Origin of the sequence: Vibrio ulleungensis (assembly GCF_016900875.1) — a bacterium.
Classification (GTDB): domain Bacteria; phylum Pseudomonadota; class Gammaproteobacteria; order Enterobacterales; family Vibrionaceae; genus Vibrio; species Vibrio ulleungensis.
This window is the reverse complement of record NZ_JAFEUM010000004.1, coordinates 285,903-307,436: the sequence shown is the minus strand read 5'-3', so window position 1 is coordinate 307,436 and position 21,534 is coordinate 285,903. Positions and strand designations below refer to the sequence as shown.

Genomic DNA, 21,534 nt, shown 5'->3' with positions numbered 1-21,534 from the left:
GTGCGCATAAAGCTAACGGTACACACTATGCTTGTTGCCCCCTAAGGTATGTCGCGGTACTTGGCGCTATGCCCAATCCATCATCGATGGTCACACCGTGCTGAGCCGTCAGTAGTTTGGCGTAGGCAACGTGGTGGATAGTGTGATTAATTAAATAACACAGTTCTCGGCTGATGCTAGAGCGAAAATGTTGATTAATGCTGTCGCTTACCGAAATCTCACTTTCAACGTCAATGGCACGGTCCGTGATGCTGGCGTGTTCAAGCCAATCAGAAATATCGTCAAGCAAGGCAAGTGCGAGTTGTGGATCGTCTTCTAGACGTCCGTCTCGGTGTCTAACATTGTAGTCTACGCATCCGCTGATAAGACCTTGTTGAAACGCCAAAAAGTGGTCCAAAATATGTCTCACATGCTTGCCCACGCCCGACATAACATTGTCAGGTGGGACATTATAGAGATTGCTTTGCTCTGACCCCTCAAACGCGAGGATCAGCTGTTTCACTTGTTTTAATGCATCGTTCGTCGAATTACGCAGCGTCTTCATGTTCAGTCCATTGGTTAAGAAATTCCTGACTACCTTTCTCTCCTAGGTAGCGTTTAAGGTACTTACTAGGGGTCTTACGTAAGTCCACTAAAATAAGTCCGTCTAGAGCATCGTTAAAATTTTTGTTTACACTAAAGCAGACAAAGCGACCGTTAAGGCTCAAATAGTGTCGTAGTAATATCGGCACTGATTTTCCTGCATCGCAATGTCCTACAAGTTTATTGATCACCGCTATGTTGCCCAGCGACGACAGAATTTCCGCGCTCCATACTTTCCCTTTCACTTTTAGGGGGCTCACAGGGCGAATATCGGCGAGAAATTCTTGCTCAGCGCGATAGGCGGACATCATCGAATCGGAGATAAAGGCGCGGGCTAATGTGCTATGTTCTTGCGATATACTCACGCTACCAAATAGTGTGTGATATGTAGGGTTTTGCGCGACATAGGCACCAATCCCTTTCCAAAGCAGATCCAAGGCACGTGGATGGCGCTGATAACTTGGGACAACAAATGAGCGCCCAATTTCTAACGCGTTACCCAACTTTTTCAAGTAGCTCTCTTCATAGTGGTATAGCGAACGACTATAGAGTGCCGAGATTCCATGCTCAGCAATGATTTCGTCGCAGCGCCCAATGCGATAGCCTCCGACAATTTTACCTGCCTGATGATCCCAGACGAAAAGGTGCAGATAGTGGGGATCAAATTGATCGCTGTCTTCACTATTGCCCGTACCTTCTCCAGCTGCGCGAAATGTAACCTCTCGCGCTTGAGCGATTTCGGTCATTATCGGTCCAAGCTCATTGTAAGGCGTACAGTAGCAGCTAAATTCTTTAAACTGCACAAGACGATAGCCCGATAAGCCTTCTAAATGCTTTTCAAGTTGCTGGGTGTGACTTGGCAGTGATGCAATGGGTTGAAGCTCTGCGTGCTTTTGGTAATGGTGCTTTTTGCTGTGTTGCGGTGCCAAAAACTCACTGGTCATACGTAAATAGTGGGTAATGGCTTGGTGATCGCTTAGGCCATCGAGCTCTTGAGCGGTGATCACATTGCCGCATCGGTAATGAAATGTTTTGCCTTGTTTGTTGATCAGCTGTTTAGCCAATAATGCAGTGCGTAAGCGTGGGTGAATAAGACCCGCTGCATAAAAAAAGTTACTGTTGCGTCCATCCACATAAAAGGGAACACAAGGGCATTTGTAACGACGCGCCAAACGTCCAACGATATCAGACCAAGCTCTGTCGGTGATTTGCCTGTTGCTCCAGCTTGGGGCGGAAACCATTCCCGATGGGTAAATCAACACAGCGCCACCTTTACTTAAGTGGCGACATAGCTCGCGCATGCCTTTGCTGTTGGCTTTTCTGGCATCACTTGCTAAGACGTCTACTCCAATAAACAGATCTGAAAGTTCAGGTATAGATTTCAGCATTTGGTTAGTGAGTACTTTTAGGTCTGGCCTTACTTTAAGCAGTTGCTCACTCATCGCCACCCCTTCAAGACCGCCAAGTGGGTGGTTACTTACCATGATGCAAGCGCCTTCTTTAGGGATGCTCGCTAGCTGCTCTGGATTGTCTAGCTGGAGACTAAACCCTAAGGTATCCATGGTATAGCGAAGAAACTGCTGGGTATTCTCTGCTTTGTCGCTAAGCGGTGTTGGGCGGTTTTGATAATGATATTCTAACGCTTCCAATCCAAGCAGTTTTTCAATGCCTTTAGCGATAAAACGCGAGCTTAGGTTGAGCTGAAAAGGACTGTGCGATTGCTGTAGGGCTTGTGAGTGACTCATAACATTTCCTCAATCCGTGAGTGGGTATAAACGGCTTAGCGCACGCTCTTTTTGCCAATGGGTTAACAATGCTCGAACTCCTGGTGGCTTGTGGCCACGCTTTCTTTGGGTATTACCGAACGCAAATAGAAGGCGATATTGAAACAGTAATGCACGCATCGCTTCTAAAAATGGAGTGCTGCTATCCCATATATGCAGTGATTCGCTGCTGGCACTGTTTATCTCTATAATTTCTATAGTTTTTCCTTGCTGCAGATGCTCAATATCTTTGAATTTTACGTCCAAACGGCCGTAATGGAACTCGGGCAAATCGCTCATGATTTCATTAAGAGAAGATTGCAGCTCGTCAGTGATAAGGTGATTGGCGTTGGTAAAAATAGCGCCCTTTGAATGGGATGCCGAAAATACCAATTTGAAGGGTTTGTCTTGTTCAATCACGCGATCCCAGTTTGCTTGGTGCCGTGTGCTGTATAAATGGGTAAGTTGGCTTGCTCGTGCATCAGCTTGGATCAGCTCACCTAGGGTAGAGCGGCCGTCACCGACAACAAAGGGGGTATATTTTAACGCGAGAGAAATGATTCGGCCCTTCGGCGCTTGAGGATCTCTGACATAAAACACGCCCGCTTCTGGTTCGTATTGACTTAACGACTGGATCATTACATTGGCGTCGCGTGGGTAGTGTTGCAAAACCCCATTTAGCTGCTCGCTATTGTGGACTAACTTAACGCCAATACCACGACAGCCAATATCGGGTTTAGCGACGACGGGATAGTGGGTGTTAATCTGAGCAAAGCTTGCTTCAATTTGAGTGACTTGTTCGTCTATAGTTGCGGTGGTTTTAGTATGAGTAAACCAAGGCAAAATAGCTTGTTTGCATTTGCCTTGAGCTTGGCTCAGCAGCTGGCTTTTTCCGACGCCAACCATCCCAGACAGTGGCAATCTAGGGTTAGCCAGCAAAGGTAGTGTTAACGAGCGGTATCGAAGGGACAGCAGTAGCCATTGAATTCCAACGGGAATGTACACTAACCAAGTAGGCCAAAACTCGAAAAAACTGACTTTCTTTGTGCTTGCTTTAAGCGTCGGCATCCCTGGCGTGGTATAGCTAGTTTGGGGAAGTGCGTCTTTATTCAATCCGTGATCAGACATAATTTTCCAGTGATTAAGTAGTTGTTTTATCGTCGTATACTTTAATCAGACCTAGACGGCTTGCAGAATCTTTCACAAATACGCAAAAAAATCATGACAATTAATGTGAGGAACCTGGTGAGAGGGGTTGGACTATAGATTTCGGTTAGGTTAATCCATGATAATTAACGGCTTGCACTGTATATTAGTAAGTGCTAAATTAAGTTCAAAATAGCTAAAGTAGGAATCAGCATGTTACCCAAAAGATTACTTCCCGTTGTAGGTCCATTTTTAATGTCTGTGCTGATGGTGACGCTTATGACCGCGGTCGTCACAGCCGTTAACACTGGAATCGACGCCAATTTTCCAGCGCGATGGGGAGCGGCATTTGTCGTCGCATGGCCAATAGCTTTTACCTTTATCTTTTTGTTTGCAAAGCGCATTAATCTTATTGCTCAACGCATTTGTAGTGTTGAATCATAATCAACGACCGCAACTATTTACTTCAAAAGTGGATTTAAGTGGCGCGTAGATTCTCTTTAGAGTTTAAAAGTTGAGTAGTGTTCCAACCCGTTTCTTGTTAAGGTCGCTGGGCATTTTTTTAAGCCAGAGTCGTACATGGAAGCTACACAAGACCAAGACAATAAAGCGTTAGACGGACCTATCCTCAGCACATTCTTGAAATACCTTTTGCCGTCAATCATAGGGATGCTCGCGATGAGTTCAGCCTCTATCGTAGATGGTATCTTTATTGGTAACTATGTCGGTGTTACCGCGTTGGCTGCGGTAAACCTGATCATTCCTATATTGTCGGTGCTCTTTGGCGTTGGATTAATGCTGTCGATTGGTGGCTCAGTACGTGGTGGCAAATACCTCGGAGAGAAAAACACGGCAGCGGCATCTGGCATATTCAGTAAAACATTGATCGCAGTAATTGGTTACGCCATCGTCATTATTGTACTGGGTTTAGTGTTTGAATCATCCTTATTTGGTTTGCTTGGCGCTACTGACGAACTCATACCACTAATGAGCGATTACTATCGAGTGATCATGCCATTTTTACTCGCTCAGTTGGTCACTATCGTATTGTACTTTTTTGTTCGACTTGACGGTTTTCCCTCACTAGCGGCAACGGCGTTAGTGATGGGGTCAGTAGTCAATATGGTACTCGACTATCTATTTATCGGCGTATTTGGCTGGGGATTAAGCGGTGCTGCATGGGCAACGGGTTTATCACAGTTACTGCCACTACTCACATTGCTGACCTACTTTTTGAGCCGCAAACGTAAGTTGCGCTTTTCGTTACGGCAGAAGAATTGGTCTGAAGTGTTTAAAGCTGCCTACAACGGTCTATCGGAATTCATCAATGAAATCTCAGGCGGGATCATTGCGTTTATTTTTAACCTGATGTTGATTCACCGCGCCGGAGTGGATGGCGTTGCGGCCATCACTGTGCTCAATTATTTGCTGATGATTGGGTTCATGATCTACTTCTCTATTTCAGATACCGCGCAGGTGATGCTTAGCCAAAATTTTGGTGCGCAAAACACGCAGCGTTTAAAGCAATTTTTAGCCATCACATTTTCGATGACAAGTTTACTCAGTATGTTTTTTATCGCAATATTACTGCTGTTTAACGAGTCATTAATTTATCTGTTTGTGGATGCCGAAGGGGCCGATAAAACCGTGGCCATCGCTATCGAATTTGTCTATTACGTTTGGCCAATCTTCATTTTTGCCGGGGCTAATATGACCATATCAGGTTATCTAACCGCTATTCACCTGCCATTCCAGTCGGGGGTGGTATCGTTATGCCGTAGCTTGATTTTCCCAGCATCACTTCTCGTTCTGCTGTATGTGATGTTTGACGACACGCGTTTTGTACTCGCACTACCCATAGGTGAAGTGCTCACTTTTGCACTCGCACTTGGCTTTTTCATCCGACATCAACCTCAGCGAGCGATCGACGACGAAAACGCTAAGAAATCCGATGCCACAGCAAAACAACGCTTGGCGTAGTCGATTGCACTATTGTCGTAATTGGTAAGGTCTCAAGGTTGTTTGGGCAGAAAGTAAGGTATATTGGCTAGCATTGCGGCATGGTGCACTTTTTTGTTTAACAGGTACGACTTTTGGAGTGAATCGAGTATGAAAAGACTTATTGCGCTTTTTAGCTTATTGGTATCGGTAAGTGTATTAGCTGATACACAGGATGAAATCGATCATCTGCTTGAGTTTGTTAATAATACCCAATGCCAATACGAACGAAATGGCGATATGCATAATGGCGTTGAAGCAACTGAGCACATCATGAAAAAAGCCGATTACTATGCCGACGACATCAAAACAGCGGAAGACTTCATTGAGTACTCGGCCACCAAAAGCTTGATGAGTCGTAAGCATTATAAAGTGCATTGTGAAGGTCAGCCGACGATCAACAGTAGTGAGTGGCTGCTGACGGAGCTTTCACGTTATAGAGAGCAAGCTCAATAACGACGTCGGTTTACACTAAGCGGCAAAACTTAGCCTAGTCAATTAGCCTCTTTTCCATAGACGCCCATCGATTACTGAGAGGCCAAGTGCAATTATGAGCATGCCTAAGAAGTGTACACTTTCGAGCGATTCATCCAAAAATAGCCATCCCAATAAGATTGCGGAAACTGGCACCAACAAGGTGACTAACAGAACGTTAGTGGCACCCGCCAACTCTAGTATTTTGAAATAGAGCACATAGGCTAACGCGGTTGAAACCACGGCCAGACCGATAATCGCCGCCCAGGATTCGACACTCGCCGTATACAAAGAGTTTGTGCCATCAATGGTGAGCGCAATCGGCAGCAGTACTAATGTCGACGCAGTCACCTGTCCAGCAGCTAACACAATGGGCTTAATTCCCATGGCTTTAAAACGTCGTCCATACACTCCAGCAAAGGCGTAAGAGATAGCGGCGCCAATGATGGCTAATTGAGCCAGCAAACTCCCACCTCCCAGAAGCGCAGGGAGACCAATCATAAGCGTGACCCCAACAAACCCTATCAGTGCGCCTACTAGCTTCATTGGGGTGGGTCGCTCGTCTGATAATAGGAAGCTGGCTACAACAACAGTGAAAATGGGCGTAGAGGCGTTAAGAATGGACGCAAGTCCAGAGGCAATTTGGGTTTGGCCCCATACTATCAACAGAAATGGCATGACATTGTTAAGCAGTCCCATGGCAAAAAAAGCACCCCAAACCCTAAATGAGCTTGGAGCACGGAGCCCCATAGCATAGGCAACTACCCATAATGTCATAGCGGCAATACCGACTCGCAAGGTGACAATCACAAGCGGTGGAAGATCATTGACTGCAACACCAACAAAAAAGAACGAACCACCCCATAGAATCGACAGACCGATCAGCATCAACCATATTTTTGTACTCATGGTGTCATGGAAATTCGTTTGCATGTGTATCTCTAGTTTTTGCGCTGATTAATTGAACCATCATAACGGTAGTGCGGGTTAGGTAACACATCAAATATAGTTATTTCAATACAATAGCAAGAATAGCGGCTTAACCGACAGCAAGTGAGTCTTAATACAGTTATAAGTGCCAAGTCGCTTTGAAAAGTGTACACTATTCAAATCTCTCCAAATTGGGTACATCATGGACGATAAAAAAGACAACAGGGCTCGTTGTTGTGCTCGTGGCGGTCCACGCCCTGGTTGTGGACGTAAACCAGGGATAAAAACCCGTCCAGTCCGTCTACCTGAATGGTTACTCGATGAATTAGAGTCTTTTGGCGATCCTCGCCAGTCCATCATCGAAGCCTGTAAAGCCTTCTACGGCATCGACCCACAAGATGCCAAACTATCGAACAGCAGTGAGTCTCATGACCAAAACTGAATTTATTCTTCGTTATCTCAAACTGAATCGTAAGTCGTATGTACTCGCGATAATCTTTATTTTTTTAGTGAACTGGCTGCAAGTCGAAATCCCGCGCTATATACAACTAGCGATTGATTTGATTGACGACGCGTCAGTTGCTGGGCACGAACAGCTAAAAAACTACGTTGCAATTGTGGTTGTGATGTCGGTGTTGATGATCGGGATCCGCATATTGTCACGCATTTACGCACTTAACCCTGGGCGGATCACTGAAGCGGCGCTGAAAAACGATTTAATGTATAAACTTAATCGCTTGCCCAATAGTTTTCATCAGCGATTTGCCTCGGGCAAACTTATCTCGATTATCAACAATGATTTGGTAGGAGTGAGGTTGCTGTTTGGCACAGGTTTTTTGCAGTTTTTTAACGCTGTTTTGGCTCTGTCCTTAACGCCTATTTGGATGTGGCGCATCTCTCCTGAGCTGACCATGTATTCGGTGATCCCAATTGCGTTAGGCTTTATTGTGTTTCGAATTGGTTTTGTGAGAATGAAAGATCTTCATTTGGAGCACATGCGAAGACTTCAGGATCTTTCGGCGCAATTGATGAGCTACCTATCTGGGATCGATTTGATTAAAAGCCAGCAGATGTCGACATGGGTATTGGCTGAGGTAGAAAAACTCAATCAGTTGCTGCTTACTTGCCGCATGAAAATTACTCGTATCCAAGTGTTCATAATGCCGGTTCTGGATTACTCGAATAACCTGATGAAAGTACTGATCCTAGGGTTAGGCGGCTATATGTTGATGAACCAGGAGCTAACACTTGGAGAAATCACGGCTTTTCTTACCTATTCGGTATTGTTGGCTATGCCTTTAATGCAGCTTGGTCGTATTGCGACAATATATCAGCGAGGTATGGTTGGGATCCAAAGCGTTCAAACTGTGTTAAACGCAGAAGTACCACCGCGCGATGTCGCTCAGTTGCCGTTAGCGGAAGTGGAACGGTTAAAAGGCAAGACAGTGTCTGTCCGTCACTTGAGCTATCAGTACCCGGGTGATGAAGCCCCCAGTTTGGACGATATCAGTTTTGACATCCCCCCTGGCAAGAAAGTGGGTGTTTTAGGCAGTATCGGTGCGGGAAAAACCACCTTGGTTAACTGTCTCAACCATCACTTAGATCTTCCTAAGGGGAGCGTTTTTCTTGACGATCAGGATGTAACGGAGTTTTCGCGCAGCGATTTACGCCGATACATTAAAACGGTCACACAAGACCCCTATCTGTTTTCTGCCACTATAGAAGACAATATCCGCTTTGGCAGTAAAGATATGGATATTGCTAAGGCACAGGTTGATGAGGTACTGCAACTGAGTCAATTAGCCGCTGATGTGGAACGCTTCGAAAGTGGCGATCAGACTTTAGTGGGTGAAAAAGGCATCATGCTGTCGGGCGGTCAAAAACAGCGCTTAAGCATAGCACGAGCATTATTAAAGCCAGCGGATCTTATCATCATGGATAATGTGCTGTCGGCTGTGGACTACGAAACCGAGCGAAAGATTTTAGAGGGGCTGTTTGGCCGATTGAAAACACAGTCGGTGCTGGTGGTGTCTCATCGAGTTAATGCGCTTGAGTATATGGACGAGATTATCGTACTCAAAGAAGGCAAAGTATTGGCAAAAGGTAATCATCCAACACTGCTAAAAACCTGTCCCTACTATTTAGAAACTTGGCAGTTGCAGCAAAATGAGACGGAGGCGCAAGCATGTTAAAAGGCGTTGACGTTAAGTACTTAAAACACTTCTTTCAATTTGCTAAGAAATATCAGCGCTCGGCTGCACTTGGCATTGCGATGCTGCCTCTTTCGATCGCCACGAGCTTGCTGTTTCCTTGGCTGATCATTCAGGTGATCGATGTGCATTTGGCACAAGGAAATATGGATGGGCTGCTCAAACATATTGTCTATTTACTGCTGGTATTGGTTGCAAACTATATAGTCGACAGCATCTACTCATATAACTTGAGGAAAACAGGGCAATTTACCATTACCGATATGCGCGCAGTGCTGTTTGAAAGGGTACTCAAACTGCCGCGAAGCTATTTTGATAATACCCCTACAGGGGTCACCTTGTCGCGACTCACCAGCGATTTAGAAACCATTGGTGATTCGTTTGTGCAGTCGATAGTGGGGCTGGTTAAAGACTCGCTGAATACCATTGCGTTGCTGATCATGATGGCATTTATCGACTGGAAGCTCACTCTTATTGTGCTGATTATCATGCCTCCCGTAATGTACCTCACCATGTTCATTCGGAATCGACTTCGTGCGACGTATCAAATTACTCGCTCGGCACTCGCACGGGGAATTGGCTACTTACAAGAGGCGCTACTTGGGGTAAAAACCGTGCAGTTGTACCGCGCCGAACAGGAAGTGGAAACAAAATACAAAGGCTTTACCGATGAGTTTTTAAGAGCTCAAAAAAAGGCCAACAAATATGACGCCATTCTATTCGCGTTTATTTCTGGTATTACCTCTATCACCATGGCACTGATGATCTGGTACGGCAGCGGACAAGTGTTGCAAGAGGCATTAACCCTAGGTGTGCTGATTGCGTTTATCAACACGCTAGAAAAAGTGTTCGTGCCTATTCGTGACTTTACGTCACAAATCGCGTCAATTCAAAGCTCATTTGCCGCATTTGACCACATAGAGGAGCTCTTTACCGAACCGCTTGAAGAAGAAGGCCGAACATTGTTGCCGTCGAAGGAAGTAGAGCCATCGCTGAAAGACTTTAGTAGTTTGGAATTTCGAAACGTCAGCTTCCGCTACAGTGACGATTCGCCGTATGTGCTCAAGAACGTCTCTTTTACGCTCAAGAAAGGTCATCAAATTGCGTTGGTGGGCTCGACGGGATCGGGTAAGTCAACCATTTTGCGTCTGATATCGAAAACCTATCAAAACTATGAGGGCAATATATTGCTCAATGGCATCGAGTTATCTCAACTGTCGATAGAGGATTCAAGCCACTTGTTTTCGTTGATGATGCAAGACGTTCACCTGTTTGAAGAAAGTGTGGAGTTCAATATCGCATTGGGTAAATCGACTATCTCAAGAGAGCAAGTGATCCAAGCTGCGCGCTATGTTTACGCGGATAAGTTTATTGATCAGCTGCCCAATAATTATGAAAACGTGCTAGACAAAAACGGTGGTAACTTATCTGTGGGACAGACTCAGTTGATCTCATTTGCTCGAGCTGTTGCACAAGGCGGGCAAGTCATGATGCTGGATGAAGCGACTAGCTCGGTGGACTCGATCACCGAAGACTTGATCCAAAAAGCGATGCAGCGATTGTTTGAAGAGAAAACCATTATTGCGATTGCTCACCGCTTGAGTACGGTGCGACATTCCGATGAAATTTTAGTACTGGAACAAGGCGAAATAGTCGAACGTGGCAATCATGAGCAGCTACTAGAAACCAGTGGAGTATATGCAGGTTTACTGAATGAATCGATGGATAATGAGTCGACTCGTGAGGCCGTTGCGAGTTAATCACGTTGACTGATATGGCAACAAAAATGCCTCTATCTGCGAGGCATTTTTTACATCAAGTACATGACCTAATGCTGTTATGAGGCCGTACTAAACAGCGGCGACTTCCTCGTAGTCTTTTTCAAGCTCGGCTAAATCCGTATAACGGATGGTGCCTTTACCCGCCTTTTTCGCTTTATACATTACTTTGTCGGCCATAGACAAGCTATCAATTAAGTCATGTTGACTGGTGTCGACATAAGCCACGCCTATGCTGCTGCCTAGAGAGTGGGTTTCGTGCTCCAATACACTTATGGTGTTTTGCGCGGTAATGGCCATGATCTTTTCAGCTAAGATTTCAACTTGCTCTGAGTTGGAAGCGTCGCGTACAAATATCGCAAATTCATCGCCACCTAATCGGCCAATATCGTATTCACCCACAATATCGTCACCCAATTGTTCACGCACAACCTTTGCTAAACGTTTGGCGTATTCGGCCAAGACCAAATCGCCAAAATCGTGACCATGAGAGTCGTTAATAGATTTAAAATTGTCTAGGTCAATGTAGATAAGTGCCGTTTTGTGGGTCGAGTCCATCTGAATAGCATGGTAAAGCACAGAGCGAAAGGTGATGCGATTGGATAGCATGGTCAATGAATCAAGATAGGCCAGTGATGCAATCCCGCCTTCATGCATCGATAATATCTGCTCATCAGCGCGGCTTTGGAAAAATATTAAAATATGGCACATGCCGCTTAGCGCGATCAGCGTGAGGATCACTCTGAATGAGATCACATCGCTGTATTCGACTCGGCTGAGCCCATAATCATAACCGACTAAAAGAATGGTTGAGGTGATGATAAGAAAGAGGGTGTTTAATAGTAAGCCAACTCTAAACGAATTGATAAAGATGCCTACGGCGGCAAGCAGGTAGCTCCACAGCATGCCAGTACCTTGATACCCGCCGGAATAGAGAAGCAGTAATGCGAGTGAATAGTTAATTACTGTGAGACCAATTCTACCGGCTTCGCGGTTTTTGTTCATTACATAAACATTGATGGATGCCGCGATAGAAAATAGCGCGAGTACAATGGTAAGAAAGAGGTCTTTGCCAAACAGAAGACTATTGATAAACATCAGGATCAAAAAAACAATGCCGAATATAGTGAACGAGTTCACCATAAGCTGCATGCGCCTGTGTTTATCTTCAACGATGTCTACAAGTTTGTCTGCGACAAAGTTGTGAGCGTTTATCGTCATCTCTTTCTAACCTACCTACCATTATTAGAATACTATTCTGTAATAAAGAGTAACATTATCGTTGGGCAGATTAAATTCTTGTTTCAACAACTACGACCAAAGATCTACTTTTCAGCGCTCAAGTTTCAGATCAGCACTAAAGTATTAAAGGGCATTTCGAGGAGGTAGGTAAAATAAAAAGCTATAATTCAATAGGTTAAATTATGGGTTTTTGTAAATTAGTAAGCCAAACCCTTAACGTGCAAAAAACTTAATTAATACTATAGATTGGTGGGGAAATGTGCGTTATACGGCCATATTCGTGGCAAGTTGATCGAATTGCCTGCTGTTTCTAGGGTTTGCCTTTGCTCAATCTATACTAATGTCAACCCAAAATTGGCTTTGTTTAGCCTGTTTAGTTGTCGGCGCAAATCAATACATTTTCCAAAGGCTAGGTTTATAATAGCGCTAAGAAATGTACGTTGTATTAGCCCTTTCGGATGCCTTTGTTATGCCAATACTTGCTGAGTTTAGTCAACTGCTTAATGCTGAACGCTTTCCACGAATAGTTGAACTGTTTTTGCAAAGTGCGATTAAAAAATCTTATCAGGCAGGTGAGACCATCGTGTTCCAAAACCAGCAGTTAGATCATTTGGGACTGTTGCAACACGGTGAGGCTGAAATAGAAATTATCTCTTTTGAAGGAGATATGCTTATTGCGGAAAAGTTCTTCGCAGGTACAGTGTTAAGCGCAGCTGCGTTTTTGGATGGTAAAACGTCCCCAGCGGCTGTGGTCGCAGCGACACAGTGCACTGTGCTTTTTGTTCCCTATTCAAAGCTTCGTCAAGATCCAGCGCTAAATTCAGAGGCAGTATTACTCGCCGGACTGTGTGCAGCAGGTTTGTATCGAATGGCAGAACAGCTAATGAGTTCGTCACTGTTGCTTCCCCTTAAAGAGCGTGTGATGCAGAGGCTGACCCGACTCAATCGTGAAGACGGTGAAGTGATAATTACTGCAGAGAAATTGGCAACGTATCTCGCTGTGAGCAAACATCGAGTTCATCGAATACTCAATGATCTTGAAAAAGAACAGCGAATAGAGAACTCCTACGGAGCGGTGCGCCTATTAGGTCGAGACTAATTTTGCTAAGGCTCGTTTGAACCTATTTTCTGAGTGTGATTATCGCGTAAGAAACTAGTGCGTTAGAGGTTAATGGGTTACAAGCATTGTACAAATGAGGCACCGCCACCGCGGTTAGTTTGATACAGGTTGGTAAATTCTTATAAGTCCCATTTCTCTAGCTTGTTTAAGGGTGAACCCTTGAGACATTATTGCGTTTAGACCTGTTTGCGTGAGCATGTAAGTGGTGCCATAAGTGCTAGGTGGTTCAATATCGATGTCTATACCAAGAGGTGCGGCGCGATCCATTTTCGACCACATTGGAATATCTATCAATACAATATGGATATCGTCGACACCCTCATCGGACAATCGTTTTGCCATTTGACGTAACCACCAAGATGCCCTTTGAAATGCAGCGGTAGTTGAAACAGAGGGTAACGATTGGATGCGCTGGTTCTTTTCTAAAAAAATGGTTGTCATCACTGCCTGCGATGCACCTGCCAATTTCACTTCTCCATATTCCGAGTCGCCAAAGTGCAGCGCGCAAGCAATTGAAGCTGCTGGCAAAGCAGCAATTAATCCAATAAATATACGCAATAATCTAGGGTAAGTAATCATGGAATAGACGCCGTAAAGAGCAGGAGAAAAGTGTATCAGCGTGGCAAAAGATCAAAGTTGCAGCGTGCAATTTTTCTTGGAGGTGTTGCGATTAGGATAGTCGGCAAGATTTGTACACAAGAGAAATGAGATGATTAAATTTACAAAAATTGCTGCCCTTGTTATTGCGGTCACATCGACCTCGGTCTTTGCTAACACATCGTTATCTGTGGATGAACACAGCGTGATCAGCCCTACAGGGGCGGTTCTCGCTGAAACCTTAAATGCGAAAGATGCGCAGTATACCGATGGTGCGTACGAAGTGATGCCAGGTGTATGGTCATTGACCGGCTTGGGCATGGACAATGTCAACGTTATTGAAACAGAAAACGGCATTGTTGTGTTTGATGGTGGCTTGAGCCGCGCGTACGCTAAAAAGGCGATGTCTTTGCTTCCAGAGCACGTAGCTCAAAAGCCCGTTGTTGGTTTGATTTACACGCACTGGCATTACATTATTGGTGCGGGCGAGTGGAACCTAAATGATGACACTGTCGTTGTTGCGCACAAAAACCATGAAGCAGAGTTTGGTGCTGCGCTGTCGTCTGATTCTGTTATGTCGCAAGTGCGTCAAGTTCGCGGTGCTATCCAACTAGGTGCGTTCTTGCCAGAGCAAGGAGCAGACTCTCCCTCGACTACCGGCTTCGCTAACGCCAAATTTACCGCTTATGATATGGAAACCTACACACCACCGACTCTGCTTGTTGGAGATGAAGAAACCAGCATCATGATCGATGGAATGACCTTTGTCACGCACATGGCTCATACCGATACCATGGATGGCATCAGCATCTACGTTCCTGAAAAGAAAGTATCGGTAGACAATACGTACTGGGCGCATGGGCTGTTTAACTACTCGACGCTGCGTGGCGATCGCTGGCGTGACATTGGTTTGATGGAAGCATCACTTGAGTGGCTATTGTCAAAAGACATTGATCACAGCTTGAAAGTACACGGCAAACCAGTAACTGGCGACGTTTTTACAGAGCAACTTGAGCACCAATTGATCGCAACACGTGCACTAGTGACAGAAACTGAAAAAGCCATTGGCCAAGGGATGTCACCGGATGAACTGCAATATAACGTAAAGTTACCGCAAGAAATTGCAGACTCGCCTTGGATGGAAGAGAACTACGGAGAGTGGTCTTATCACGTTCGCCGTTACTACAACCACATGATGCATTGGTTTGGTAACGACTCAATCGATTTGCACCCACTACCGCGTAATCTAGAAGCAGAGAAAATGATCGACGCGATGGGCGGCGTAGATAATGTACTAAAACTGGCGAAGCAAGCTCAGCTGGACAACGATCATCAATGGGCTGCACAACTGGCTACCTATGCAATTCGTAGTGGCGATGCATCGGCGAAGCAGATTAAAGCAGACTCGCTTCGTGCAATGGCGCAAAAGGCCAAAGCATCAAATACTCGCAACTGGATGCTGACGCACGCACTGGTGCTTGAAGGAAAGTTAGAGTTGCCAATCGTCTTAACTGGCGAATACTAATCTAAACTCAAAAATCAGCGCCGATGGCGCTGATTTTTTTGACGGTTTAAAGGGACATCCAATAACGAAGGGTAAGCAATGCTCTGTCTGAAAAATCCATCTCTTTGATGCGTGCCTTTGTCTCAAGGGCTAGTTGCGGCTCATCGGTTATGATGCCATCCACGCCCAACAAAAAGAGTCGCTGCATACCCGCGGCGTTGTTGATGGTCCACACCAATACTTCTTGATCCCTCTGCTGGATCTCTAATATCCGCCAAGCATTTAACCATTGATCGCTGACCATCAGTATATCTACGTCTCTTTCTAGCTCGACCTCACCCACGCTAGCCGCATAGATGAGAGCAAATCTTAGATTGGTTGGTCGGTTCGACTCCAGCTTACTCATGATGCTCGATAGAAGCTCTACATCAAGGCTTGAGACAATCATCGCCTCGGTGTAATTGGGCAGCAGTTCTGCAAGGGCTATTGCAAGAGCAGTACTCTGGTTATAGCGCTTCATTTCTATATTAAACTCTATAGACGGCGCGTATTGGTCTAACAGATCGGCTAACAATGGCGGTGGCGTCAGATCATGTTCGGCATAAGCATTGACGATGTCGGCATAGTCGGCGTTCTCGACAATGAGTGAGTTGCCAATCATCCTTCCTAAATCACGATCATGAAACACCACAATTTGACCATCGTTGGTGATTTGAACGTCTATTTCGGTGCTTTTAATGCCTAACTCAATGGCGTATTGGATCCCTTGTTCGCTGTTTTCCGAGTATTTGAATCCACCAGCACGGTGTGCAGTGACGGAACCTGAGCTGTCGGTTTGCAAGTGGTGCACAAAGTTTCGTACGTCCGCATAGCCGTTAAAGGCAGCTATTCCAATCAGCGCGAACATGACCGTGCTAAGCAAAACTCGGCGTTGAGTATTTTGCTTGAGCCCAACAAAGCGAGCTTGTTCGCTCACCAGTTTGAGACGCTTAGTTTGCAGTCTTAACACATAGTACTGGCAACTGGCGTACACAAATCGATCGACAAAACTCAGCAGCATAGCTAGCCCGAGCAGCAATAGGCTGGCAGCCATGAGCCATGGGTAGCGTTCAGGATCGGACGTAGCCCAATGCAGGATAGGTTCTAGAGCGAACAGCATGGTGCTGGCCAGAACGGCTGCAAACAATACTCGGCCAAATACCCACGCGATATGCCCAAGTACAATATGCGGATAGATCGCACTACTCAAACGTCGTGCCTGCTTAAACAGCTCCCACTGGCTACAGTTTTGAAAAAGACTTAATGGCAGGGCTAACCACCAACTCGCCCAATAGCGCAACACCAGTAGCACAGTGGGTAATGTAATCAACACCAGCAGCCCCACGGCGATCCACAGGGTGCTTACCTGATTGCTGAGATAATAATTAATGTCCCAGTCATTAAGCATTAGCCCAAATATCCACCGCCCACACCACACCAAACTGGCGAATAACAAACTGATCCCAATAGATTGGGTGATCACCACTTTGGCTACCCGCCAACTGCGCTGAAGAATTAACCCAAAAGTGTCCAAAATGGATCGCTTACCAAGATCGTGCTGTGCGAGCAAAATGCTGATGGCGGAGTGCTCGACAAAAAAGGCAAAACTGAGTTGAGTGACAAACCATAAACTCAGCAGTAAGCCGACAGGAGAGAGTAAGAACGACAGTAGCTCTTGATTGGCAATGGCACTTACCCCGTAAAAACTCATTAGTTTAGAGGTGATCCACAGATCGAAAGGGACAAATAGAGTGAGTAAGGCACTACGAACCAATACAAAGCTGGCTAACATTTGAAGACCGCTGGCTTTAAGTCGGTGCCACATGAAATAGATGATGTGACGGCTGCGGTGAATGAACGCGTTGAACAAGAGGGGAAATCGCCTAACTGTGATGGGGAAACTCGTCACATGATAGCACCAGGTGATCCTAGCGTGCAGGTAAATCGTATTTATTACCGATCGAACTAATTAACTGGTCAGAAAATTGCGCCGGAAAAATCGCTAAGAGCAAGGCAAAGATTGCCGTAGATAGTGGTTCTACCTGCAAAATCTTTAACTCCGCTATTAGCGATTTTAACAAGCAAGAATGACCCTTTAATTGCTTTGGTTGGTATAAATCATAGATAAGAATAACTGCGAGGGTAGGCAACATGACGCACCATTGGGCGACACGAGACGCATTGCTACTGTTTGATGTCATTGTCAGTACTGGCCACTACTCGGAAGGGGCTCGCGAGCTATCCGGAATTAAAGCGTGGCACGATTATGATGGTTACACTTGCTGGTTATCGTTCAAGGACTTAACTCTAACAATAACCTTTCATGGTGGACTTCTCATCGAGTGCGACCACAAGCAGACGCGAGATGAATTTGACCTGCAGGGGCAACGCCTACTCGCTTCAAGAAAGGCCCGAAGGTGAACACTATGAATGTGAAACTTCTAACGTTAAGTCTAATCTGGCTATCTGCCACAGCGGCATGGTCTCAATCCCCTATGCAAACCCTTGTCCCGTACGATTCAACGAGTAGTTACATGATAGATTTTACCAACACTGTAGAGCCCCAAAGATGGCGCGCAACCAATGATGGTGTTATGGGTGGCCTGTCGCAAGGTGGCCTTAAGTTTAGTGACGAAGTGAGTGTGTTTTCTGGCAACATTTCTCTTGAAAACAATGGCGGCTTTAGCTCAATCTACCGTCCAGTTGTGCCTTTAGATAGAGGGTTGGATGCCGCAACCATAGAATTCATAGGTGATGGACTGACTTACCAGATGCGTGTGGCGGTGGCCATTAACGGCTATCGCGTGAGCTATAAGCACGAGTTTGAGACACAAGCTGGCGTTCGCCAATCTGTAACGCTACCCCTTAGCGAATTTAAAGCGGTGTTTCGCGGCCGAATCATTCAAGGCGCTCCGACGCTAAAATCTGAAGACATTCGACAAGTTGGCTTCTTAGTCACCAGCAAGCAGCAGGGGCCTTTCGCACTCACGTTGTTTAGCTTAAAAATTCAACCTACTTACAAGGAAGTGTGATGAATCGTGTTAATCCAAAAGGACTTTTGCACAGCAAATGGACCAAAGTTGATGTACGAAACAAAGAGAAGCACTTTGTGATCACCAGTGTGGAATTTGATGATCAGCAAACGGTGGTTGAATGTGTGATTGAAGCGGTAATGACGCGCAACGAGTATGCGCTGAATTGGCGGGAACTTAAGAATACTGCGTGTTGGAAAGTAGGGTGGTGTTAAAGGTGACCGAGTTAGCCTTTTGGCGAGCCGAAAGGCGCTATAGAATAAGGAGAATGGTTGGGCTCTAGATACGGGAGCGTTGGGGAATTTATGAGGGGATCCGTCAGCGCTCGCCTAAACTGCGAGTGATTGTGTGCCAAAATTGGAGCAAAGCGAAAATAGCACTCGTTTGCAAATCAGATTTAAAGCGTTTGTTAACCGCGTTCCAGTTGTAAACGCTTAACAATTTTCGAGCTTTTCAGTAGTACTCACTTAAAAGCGTCATGTGTATGTAAATAGGTTCCACATTTGGTGCATTTGTAGTCCGCAGAGGCTTGGTTTAAGCCTAACCACTGTTGAGCAAAGCTAGTAAGAAAGCTCGTCAAAAAAACCACCAGTTTTAGGTTTTGACGGTTTTATATGACTGAAATAACTATACTTATGCAATGTTAGTTCTTTGCAATTGCAGCAAAATGCTTTTGTTTCTTCTGTACCGTACATGTTTATCAACCCTAAGATATTTTTAGACAAGTATGACCATATGAATAGAGCAGAAAACGCCCTAATAAGCGGTGACATACACTACTATGTTTGTGCGATAGCAAGTTGGACGCGTATGAAATTAGACTTAATTTCCTGTTATGTAACGGGTTTTCTTGCATCGTTTAGGATACTATTCTGATATTGACTAAGAAGTATTTTAAGTTCTATCACTCTTAGCTCCGTAATTATGATTCTCAAAATTAGGTTGAGTACGATTGCACCTTGAACTGTAGCTATCGTTATATCTGAGGTCAAAGATGAATGGATAGCTAAGGCACCAATTACTGTTGCTAGAATGGGATCTAAAATTTGATTGTAAGCGTAATTTATTCGCTTTCGGCTTAAATCCCAAGACAGATTGAGCCTATTCGCGAACCAACCAAGTTTGACTTTTAGTCCATTCTTGGCGACTTCTGACTCATAGCCATGAATTTGTAATACTTCCTCTATTTTAGCCCTGTCCATATTCTCCATTCCACAAGTATGAACTTTGAGTTGCATAAACCCCAATTCTAGCAAATCCCCCTCATTTATCGTTTTCTAATCAATGAGATAAATGCGCACCGCTACCTTTGATCTAAAGATTATCGTCAAACAAACATTCGTTCTAAGGGAACTGCGATGCGCGATATTCAAATACTACAACAATCTCTACAAAACCTTTGTCCCAATATTCATAAAAAACGTGTTCAATCTCTGATGCTTGCGGCAAAAAATATACTGGACGGCTCAGATCGTACCCTAACTAATCTTGGCTCGAGATTACTTTCCAAACGAGGTTCAATACGCTGTGAATCTTATCTTTACAAAGCGAACGACAAAGGTCGCAAGGCCAAGTGTCGCGCTTCGCCACAATCGGTCTCCCTGTGTCAATCGACGATAAATTTTACTATTGATAGCGTAGCTGGCAGAAACTCTGATGGGGCTAAATGGCCTTATCGCATGCAATGCCAAATGGCATTTCGAAGTCCAAGCAAACACCATTAGACATAGACGAGTGCTTTCTATACGTAGGCTTGGACTAGAAGTAAGGAATCACCGTCGATATCACATAACCGGAGCCCAATATTGTTGGGCTTTAATAGAGTATTAGCGACTTACGCACATCTCTGGGTTAGGGAAATTATGAGGGGAACCGTCAGCGCCCGCTTAACGAATCCCACTTGAAGCTTCTGTTAAGCGCTTCGTTCAGCTAGTACCTTAACTTCTACTTTATTGACTTTGACATGAAAAACCGCAGATTTATTTTTCAAGTTTTCTGCGTGATAGTCCGCTGGAAAACGGAGATTAATGTCAAAGGACTCACCAACTTTTTTCCCTATAAGACAATCTTCGAACCCCGGAATCATGCGCCCACTTCCAATCTGTAACGGGAAACTTTCGGCTTTACCTCCCTCAAATGGAACAGAATCAATAAAACCTTCAAAGTCGATGACAATTCTGTTATCGCTTTGAATTGGCTCGTTCGACTCAACCCAATCTATTGGTTGAGCATTGCGCTGATACATATGTGGATGGTGATACTCTTTCATCATCCGATGGGTGGAATCAGGAACTTGCTCCATTTTCTTTGGCGTATAGTCATGACTATATACGGATGGATATTTCCAAGATGGATATTTAAAAATTGGACTAAGCTCAAGGGTTACTGGTGTTTCTGGGTTTAATGACATGTGAGTATCGTCAGCGAGCACAAGCCCGCCAGGAAATGGAAAAACTCCATTAATAATGATATGCCCGTCATTCTTATAAATTAGCTGATATACCGGTTGGTTTTCATCATTAACAACCTCTAGTGCTTTTTCACTTTTATTCACATCCCAACTTGGCGGTACTCCAGAAAGCACATTCTTCGATATTTTGATTGGAGGCAAACCAGACCCTGAATAAACATTAACATCAGCATACAGCTTCTTTTTTTCTACATAGACCTTAATAGGCAAATGCCCACCCAAATTAAATGGTGTATTTGGTTTTTTTAGTTGCTCTTTTGAGTATGAGCATGTTACTCCACCGCCTAGTGAGAAAGTTAACGCATCATGCTCATCTTTAAACATTGGTTCTTTATTTGATGCCTTGTCTTGATAAACATTGAACCCGTGTATCAATAAACCAATAACAATTAAAGCCCACCCAGGTGCAGAAGCATAAGATAAATCTATATTTAGTTTTTCTTCAAGTATAGCTTCAATCCAGGGTTGCCAAAACTTAGATGAAACCATTGGGATACCAGCTAAAACGAATGTTCTGACTAGCCATTTCCTCTGGTCTGGCTTAAATATTCTTATCACCTCAAGAACAAAGTCCAGAAACACTTTTAACTTCATAGAATCTCACTTTAACTATTTGCGCTTAACGCCATTAATAAGCGGCGAAATAAAA

The 21,534-nt window shown here is 44.7% G+C and carries 20 protein-coding genes; 11 read left to right on the top strand and 9 right to left on the bottom strand.

The genetic code is table 11. From position 1 onward, the window contains the following. Nucleotides 1-25: 25 nt before the first annotated feature. The 3 genes from JQC93_RS12235 to JQC93_RS12225 are packed head-to-tail and all read right to left on the bottom strand — an operon-like array spanning nucleotide 26 to nucleotide 3,473. Nucleotides 26-544 (bottom strand): hypothetical protein, encoded by a 519-nt coding sequence (locus tag JQC93_RS12235; protein WP_205158728.1) that lies wholly within the window; start codon nucleotides 542-544, stop codon nucleotides 26-28. Then, entirely contained in the window at nucleotides 528-2,327 is a 1,800-nt protein-coding gene (locus JQC93_RS12230; protein WP_205158727.1) for a lysophospholipid acyltransferase family protein, read from the bottom strand. The genes JQC93_RS12235 and JQC93_RS12230 overlap by 17 nt, the downstream gene beginning before the upstream one ends. A gap of 9 nt (nucleotides 2,328-2,336) precedes the next feature. Next, nucleotides 2,337-3,473 (bottom strand): ATP-grasp domain-containing protein, encoded by a 1,137-nt coding sequence (locus tag JQC93_RS12225; protein WP_205158726.1) that lies wholly within the window; start codon nucleotides 3,471-3,473, stop codon nucleotides 2,337-2,339. Nucleotides 3,474-3,704: 231 nt separating this feature from the next. Between JQC93_RS12225 and JQC93_RS12220 the strand changes: the two genes are divergently transcribed. The 3 genes from JQC93_RS12220 to JQC93_RS12210 all read left to right on the top strand — a co-directional run bounded on the left by JQC93_RS12220 (nucleotide 3,705) and on the right by JQC93_RS12210 (nucleotide 5,945). After that, nucleotides 3,705-3,935, top strand: coding sequence for a DUF2798 domain-containing protein (locus JQC93_RS12220; RefSeq protein ID WP_205158725.1), 231 nt, complete (start codon nucleotides 3,705-3,707; stop codon nucleotides 3,933-3,935). A 135-nt stretch (nucleotides 3,936-4,070) separates the two neighbouring features. Then, on the top strand, nucleotides 4,071-5,471 hold the full coding sequence (locus JQC93_RS12215; RefSeq protein ID WP_205158724.1) for an MATE family efflux transporter: 1,401 nt from the start codon (nucleotides 4,071-4,073) through the stop codon (nucleotides 5,469-5,471). A 129-nt stretch (nucleotides 5,472-5,600) separates the two neighbouring features. Continuing rightward, complete coding sequence (locus JQC93_RS12210; protein ID WP_205158723.1) at nucleotides 5,601-5,945, top strand: DUF5329 family protein; 345 nt, start codon at nucleotides 5,601-5,603, stop codon at nucleotides 5,943-5,945. Nucleotides 5,946-5,987: 42 nt separating this feature from the next. On the opposite strand, the gene JQC93_RS12205 is transcribed toward JQC93_RS12210, so the two are convergent. Beyond that, on the bottom strand, nucleotides 5,988-6,896 hold the full coding sequence (locus tag JQC93_RS12205; RefSeq protein WP_205158722.1) for a DMT family transporter: 909 nt from the start codon (nucleotides 6,894-6,896) through the stop codon (nucleotides 5,988-5,990). Nucleotides 6,897-7,095: 199 nt separating this feature from the next. Here JQC93_RS12205 and JQC93_RS12200 point away from each other — a divergent pair, with 199 nt between their 5' ends. From JQC93_RS12200 to JQC93_RS12190, 3 genes are read left to right on the top strand one after another with little or no spacing between them, the layout of a single operon-like run. Then, nucleotides 7,096-7,335, top strand: coding sequence for a hypothetical protein (locus JQC93_RS12200; protein ID WP_205158721.1), 240 nt, complete (start codon nucleotides 7,096-7,098; stop codon nucleotides 7,333-7,335). Next, nucleotides 7,322-9,085 carry an ABC transporter ATP-binding protein gene (locus JQC93_RS12195; protein WP_205158720.1) on the top strand — a complete coding sequence of 588 codons (1,764 nt, stop codon included), beginning with the start codon at nucleotides 7,322-7,324 and terminating at the stop codon, nucleotides 9,083-9,085. Before JQC93_RS12200 ends, JQC93_RS12195 begins: the two co-directional genes overlap by 14 nt. Further along, on the top strand, nucleotides 9,079-10,863 hold the full coding sequence (locus JQC93_RS12190; RefSeq protein ID WP_205158719.1) for an ABC transporter ATP-binding protein: 1,785 nt from the start codon (nucleotides 9,079-9,081) through the stop codon (nucleotides 10,861-10,863). Before JQC93_RS12195 ends, JQC93_RS12190 begins: the two co-directional genes overlap by 7 nt. Before the next feature lie 90 nt (nucleotides 10,864-10,953). Here JQC93_RS12190 and JQC93_RS12185 read toward each other — a convergent pair whose 3' ends face one another. After that, the gene (locus tag JQC93_RS12185; RefSeq protein ID WP_205158718.1) at nucleotides 10,954-12,102 is read right to left on the bottom strand and encodes a GGDEF domain-containing protein; all 1,149 of its coding nucleotides are present in this window, start codon (nucleotides 12,100-12,102) and stop codon (nucleotides 10,954-10,956) included. A 454-nt stretch (nucleotides 12,103-12,556) separates the two neighbouring features. Here JQC93_RS12185 and JQC93_RS12180 point away from each other — a divergent pair, with 454 nt between their 5' ends. After that, a complete protein-coding gene (locus JQC93_RS12180; RefSeq protein ID WP_205158717.1) occupies nucleotides 12,557-13,222 on the top strand; it encodes a Crp/Fnr family transcriptional regulator in 666 nt (221 codons plus the stop codon). Nucleotides 13,223-13,336: 114 nt separating this feature from the next. Here the strand turns inward: JQC93_RS12180 and JQC93_RS12175 are convergent, their stop codons facing one another. Next, nucleotides 13,337-13,822, bottom strand: coding sequence for a hypothetical protein (locus tag JQC93_RS12175; RefSeq protein WP_205158716.1), 486 nt, complete (start codon nucleotides 13,820-13,822; stop codon nucleotides 13,337-13,339). A gap of 130 nt (nucleotides 13,823-13,952) precedes the next feature. Between JQC93_RS12175 and JQC93_RS12170 the strand changes: the two genes are divergently transcribed. Continuing rightward, on the top strand, nucleotides 13,953-15,365 hold the full coding sequence (locus JQC93_RS12170; protein ID WP_205158715.1) for an alkyl sulfatase dimerization domain-containing protein: 1,413 nt from the start codon (nucleotides 13,953-13,955) through the stop codon (nucleotides 15,363-15,365). A 46-nt stretch (nucleotides 15,366-15,411) separates the two neighbouring features. Here JQC93_RS12170 and JQC93_RS12165 read toward each other — a convergent pair whose 3' ends face one another. Beyond that, nucleotides 15,412-17,253 (bottom strand): glycerophosphodiester phosphodiesterase, encoded by a 1,842-nt coding sequence (locus JQC93_RS12165; protein ID WP_236009523.1) that lies wholly within the window; start codon nucleotides 17,251-17,253, stop codon nucleotides 15,412-15,414. Between the two features lie 281 nt (nucleotides 17,254-17,534). Here JQC93_RS12165 and JQC93_RS12160 point away from each other — a divergent pair, with 281 nt between their 5' ends. Genes JQC93_RS12160 through JQC93_RS12150 form a run of 3 tightly spaced genes read left to right on the top strand, consistent with a single transcriptional unit; the run spans nucleotide 17,535 to nucleotide 18,630 of the window. Then, nucleotides 17,535-17,804, top strand: a complete 270-nt coding sequence (locus tag JQC93_RS12160; RefSeq protein ID WP_205158714.1) for a DUF3081 family protein — start codon at nucleotides 17,535-17,537, stop codon at nucleotides 17,802-17,804. A 5-nt stretch (nucleotides 17,805-17,809) separates the two neighbouring features. Next, nucleotides 17,810-18,415, top strand: coding sequence for a CIA30 family protein (locus tag JQC93_RS12155; RefSeq protein WP_236009522.1), 606 nt, complete (start codon nucleotides 17,810-17,812; stop codon nucleotides 18,413-18,415). Then, nucleotides 18,415-18,630, top strand: a complete 216-nt coding sequence (locus JQC93_RS12150; protein ID WP_205158713.1) for a TIGR02450 family Trp-rich protein — start codon at nucleotides 18,415-18,417, stop codon at nucleotides 18,628-18,630. The genes JQC93_RS12155 and JQC93_RS12150 overlap by 1 nt, the downstream gene beginning before the upstream one ends. Nucleotides 18,631-19,248: 618 nt before the next feature. Here JQC93_RS12150 and JQC93_RS12145 read toward each other — a convergent pair. Beyond that, entirely contained in the window at nucleotides 19,249-19,617 is a 369-nt protein-coding gene (locus JQC93_RS12145; RefSeq protein WP_205158712.1) for a hypothetical protein, read from the bottom strand. A 710-nt stretch (nucleotides 19,618-20,327) separates the two neighbouring features. Further along, complete coding sequence (locus JQC93_RS20505) at nucleotides 20,328-21,479, bottom strand: FKBP-type peptidyl-prolyl cis-trans isomerase (RefSeq protein WP_408068602.1); 1,152 nt, start codon at nucleotides 21,477-21,479, stop codon at nucleotides 20,328-20,330. Between the last annotated feature and the right edge of the window lie 55 nt (nucleotides 21,480-21,534).

What these genes read in the sequence shown, in the direction of transcription:
- JQC93_RS12235 (WP_205158728.1), bottom strand. Translation starts at nt 544, where the DNA reads ATGAAGACGCTGCGTAATTCGACGAACGATGCATTAAAACAAGTGAAA.
- JQC93_RS12230 (WP_205158727.1), bottom strand. Translation starts at nt 2,327, where the DNA reads ATGAGTCACTCACAAGCCCTACAGCAATCGCACAGTCCTTTTCAGCTC.
- JQC93_RS12225 (WP_205158726.1), bottom strand. Translation starts at nt 3,473, where the DNA reads ATGTCTGATCACGGATTGAATAAAGACGCACTTCCCCAAACTAGCTAT.
- JQC93_RS12220 (WP_205158725.1), top strand. Translation starts at nt 3,705, where the DNA reads ATGTTACCCAAAAGATTACTTCCCGTTGTAGGTCCATTTTTAATGTCT.
- JQC93_RS12215 (WP_205158724.1), top strand. Translation starts at nt 4,071, where the DNA reads ATGGAAGCTACACAAGACCAAGACAATAAAGCGTTAGACGGACCTATC.
- JQC93_RS12210 (WP_205158723.1), top strand. Translation starts at nt 5,601, where the DNA reads ATGAAAAGACTTATTGCGCTTTTTAGCTTATTGGTATCGGTAAGTGTA.
- JQC93_RS12205 (WP_205158722.1), bottom strand. Translation starts at nt 6,896, where the DNA reads ATGCAAACGAATTTCCATGACACCATGAGTACAAAAATATGGTTGATG.
- JQC93_RS12200 (WP_205158721.1), top strand. Translation starts at nt 7,096, where the DNA reads ATGGACGATAAAAAAGACAACAGGGCTCGTTGTTGTGCTCGTGGCGGT.
- JQC93_RS12195 (WP_205158720.1), top strand. Translation starts at nt 7,322, where the DNA reads ATGACCAAAACTGAATTTATTCTTCGTTATCTCAAACTGAATCGTAAG.
- JQC93_RS12190 (WP_205158719.1), top strand. Translation starts at nt 9,079, where the DNA reads ATGTTAAAAGGCGTTGACGTTAAGTACTTAAAACACTTCTTTCAATTT.
- JQC93_RS12185 (WP_205158718.1), bottom strand. Translation starts at nt 12,102, where the DNA reads ATGACGATAAACGCTCACAACTTTGTCGCAGACAAACTTGTAGACATC.
- JQC93_RS12180 (WP_205158717.1), top strand. Translation starts at nt 12,557, where the DNA reads ATGTACGTTGTATTAGCCCTTTCGGATGCCTTTGTTATGCCAATACTT.
- JQC93_RS12175 (WP_205158716.1), bottom strand. Translation starts at nt 13,822, where the DNA reads ATGATTACTTACCCTAGATTATTGCGTATATTTATTGGATTAATTGCT.
- JQC93_RS12170 (WP_205158715.1), top strand. Translation starts at nt 13,953, where the DNA reads ATGATTAAATTTACAAAAATTGCTGCCCTTGTTATTGCGGTCACATCG.
- JQC93_RS12160 (WP_205158714.1), top strand. Translation starts at nt 17,535, where the DNA reads ATGACGCACCATTGGGCGACACGAGACGCATTGCTACTGTTTGATGTC.
- JQC93_RS12155 (WP_236009522.1), top strand. Translation starts at nt 17,810, where the DNA reads ATGAATGTGAAACTTCTAACGTTAAGTCTAATCTGGCTATCTGCCACA.
- JQC93_RS12150 (WP_205158713.1), top strand. Translation starts at nt 18,415, where the DNA reads ATGAATCGTGTTAATCCAAAAGGACTTTTGCACAGCAAATGGACCAAA.
- JQC93_RS12145 (WP_205158712.1), bottom strand. Translation starts at nt 19,617, where the DNA reads ATGGACAGGGCTAAAATAGAGGAAGTATTACAAATTCATGGCTATGAG.
- JQC93_RS20505 (WP_408068602.1), bottom strand. Translation starts at nt 21,479, where the DNA reads ATGAAGTTAAAAGTGTTTCTGGACTTTGTTCTTGAGGTGATAAGAATA.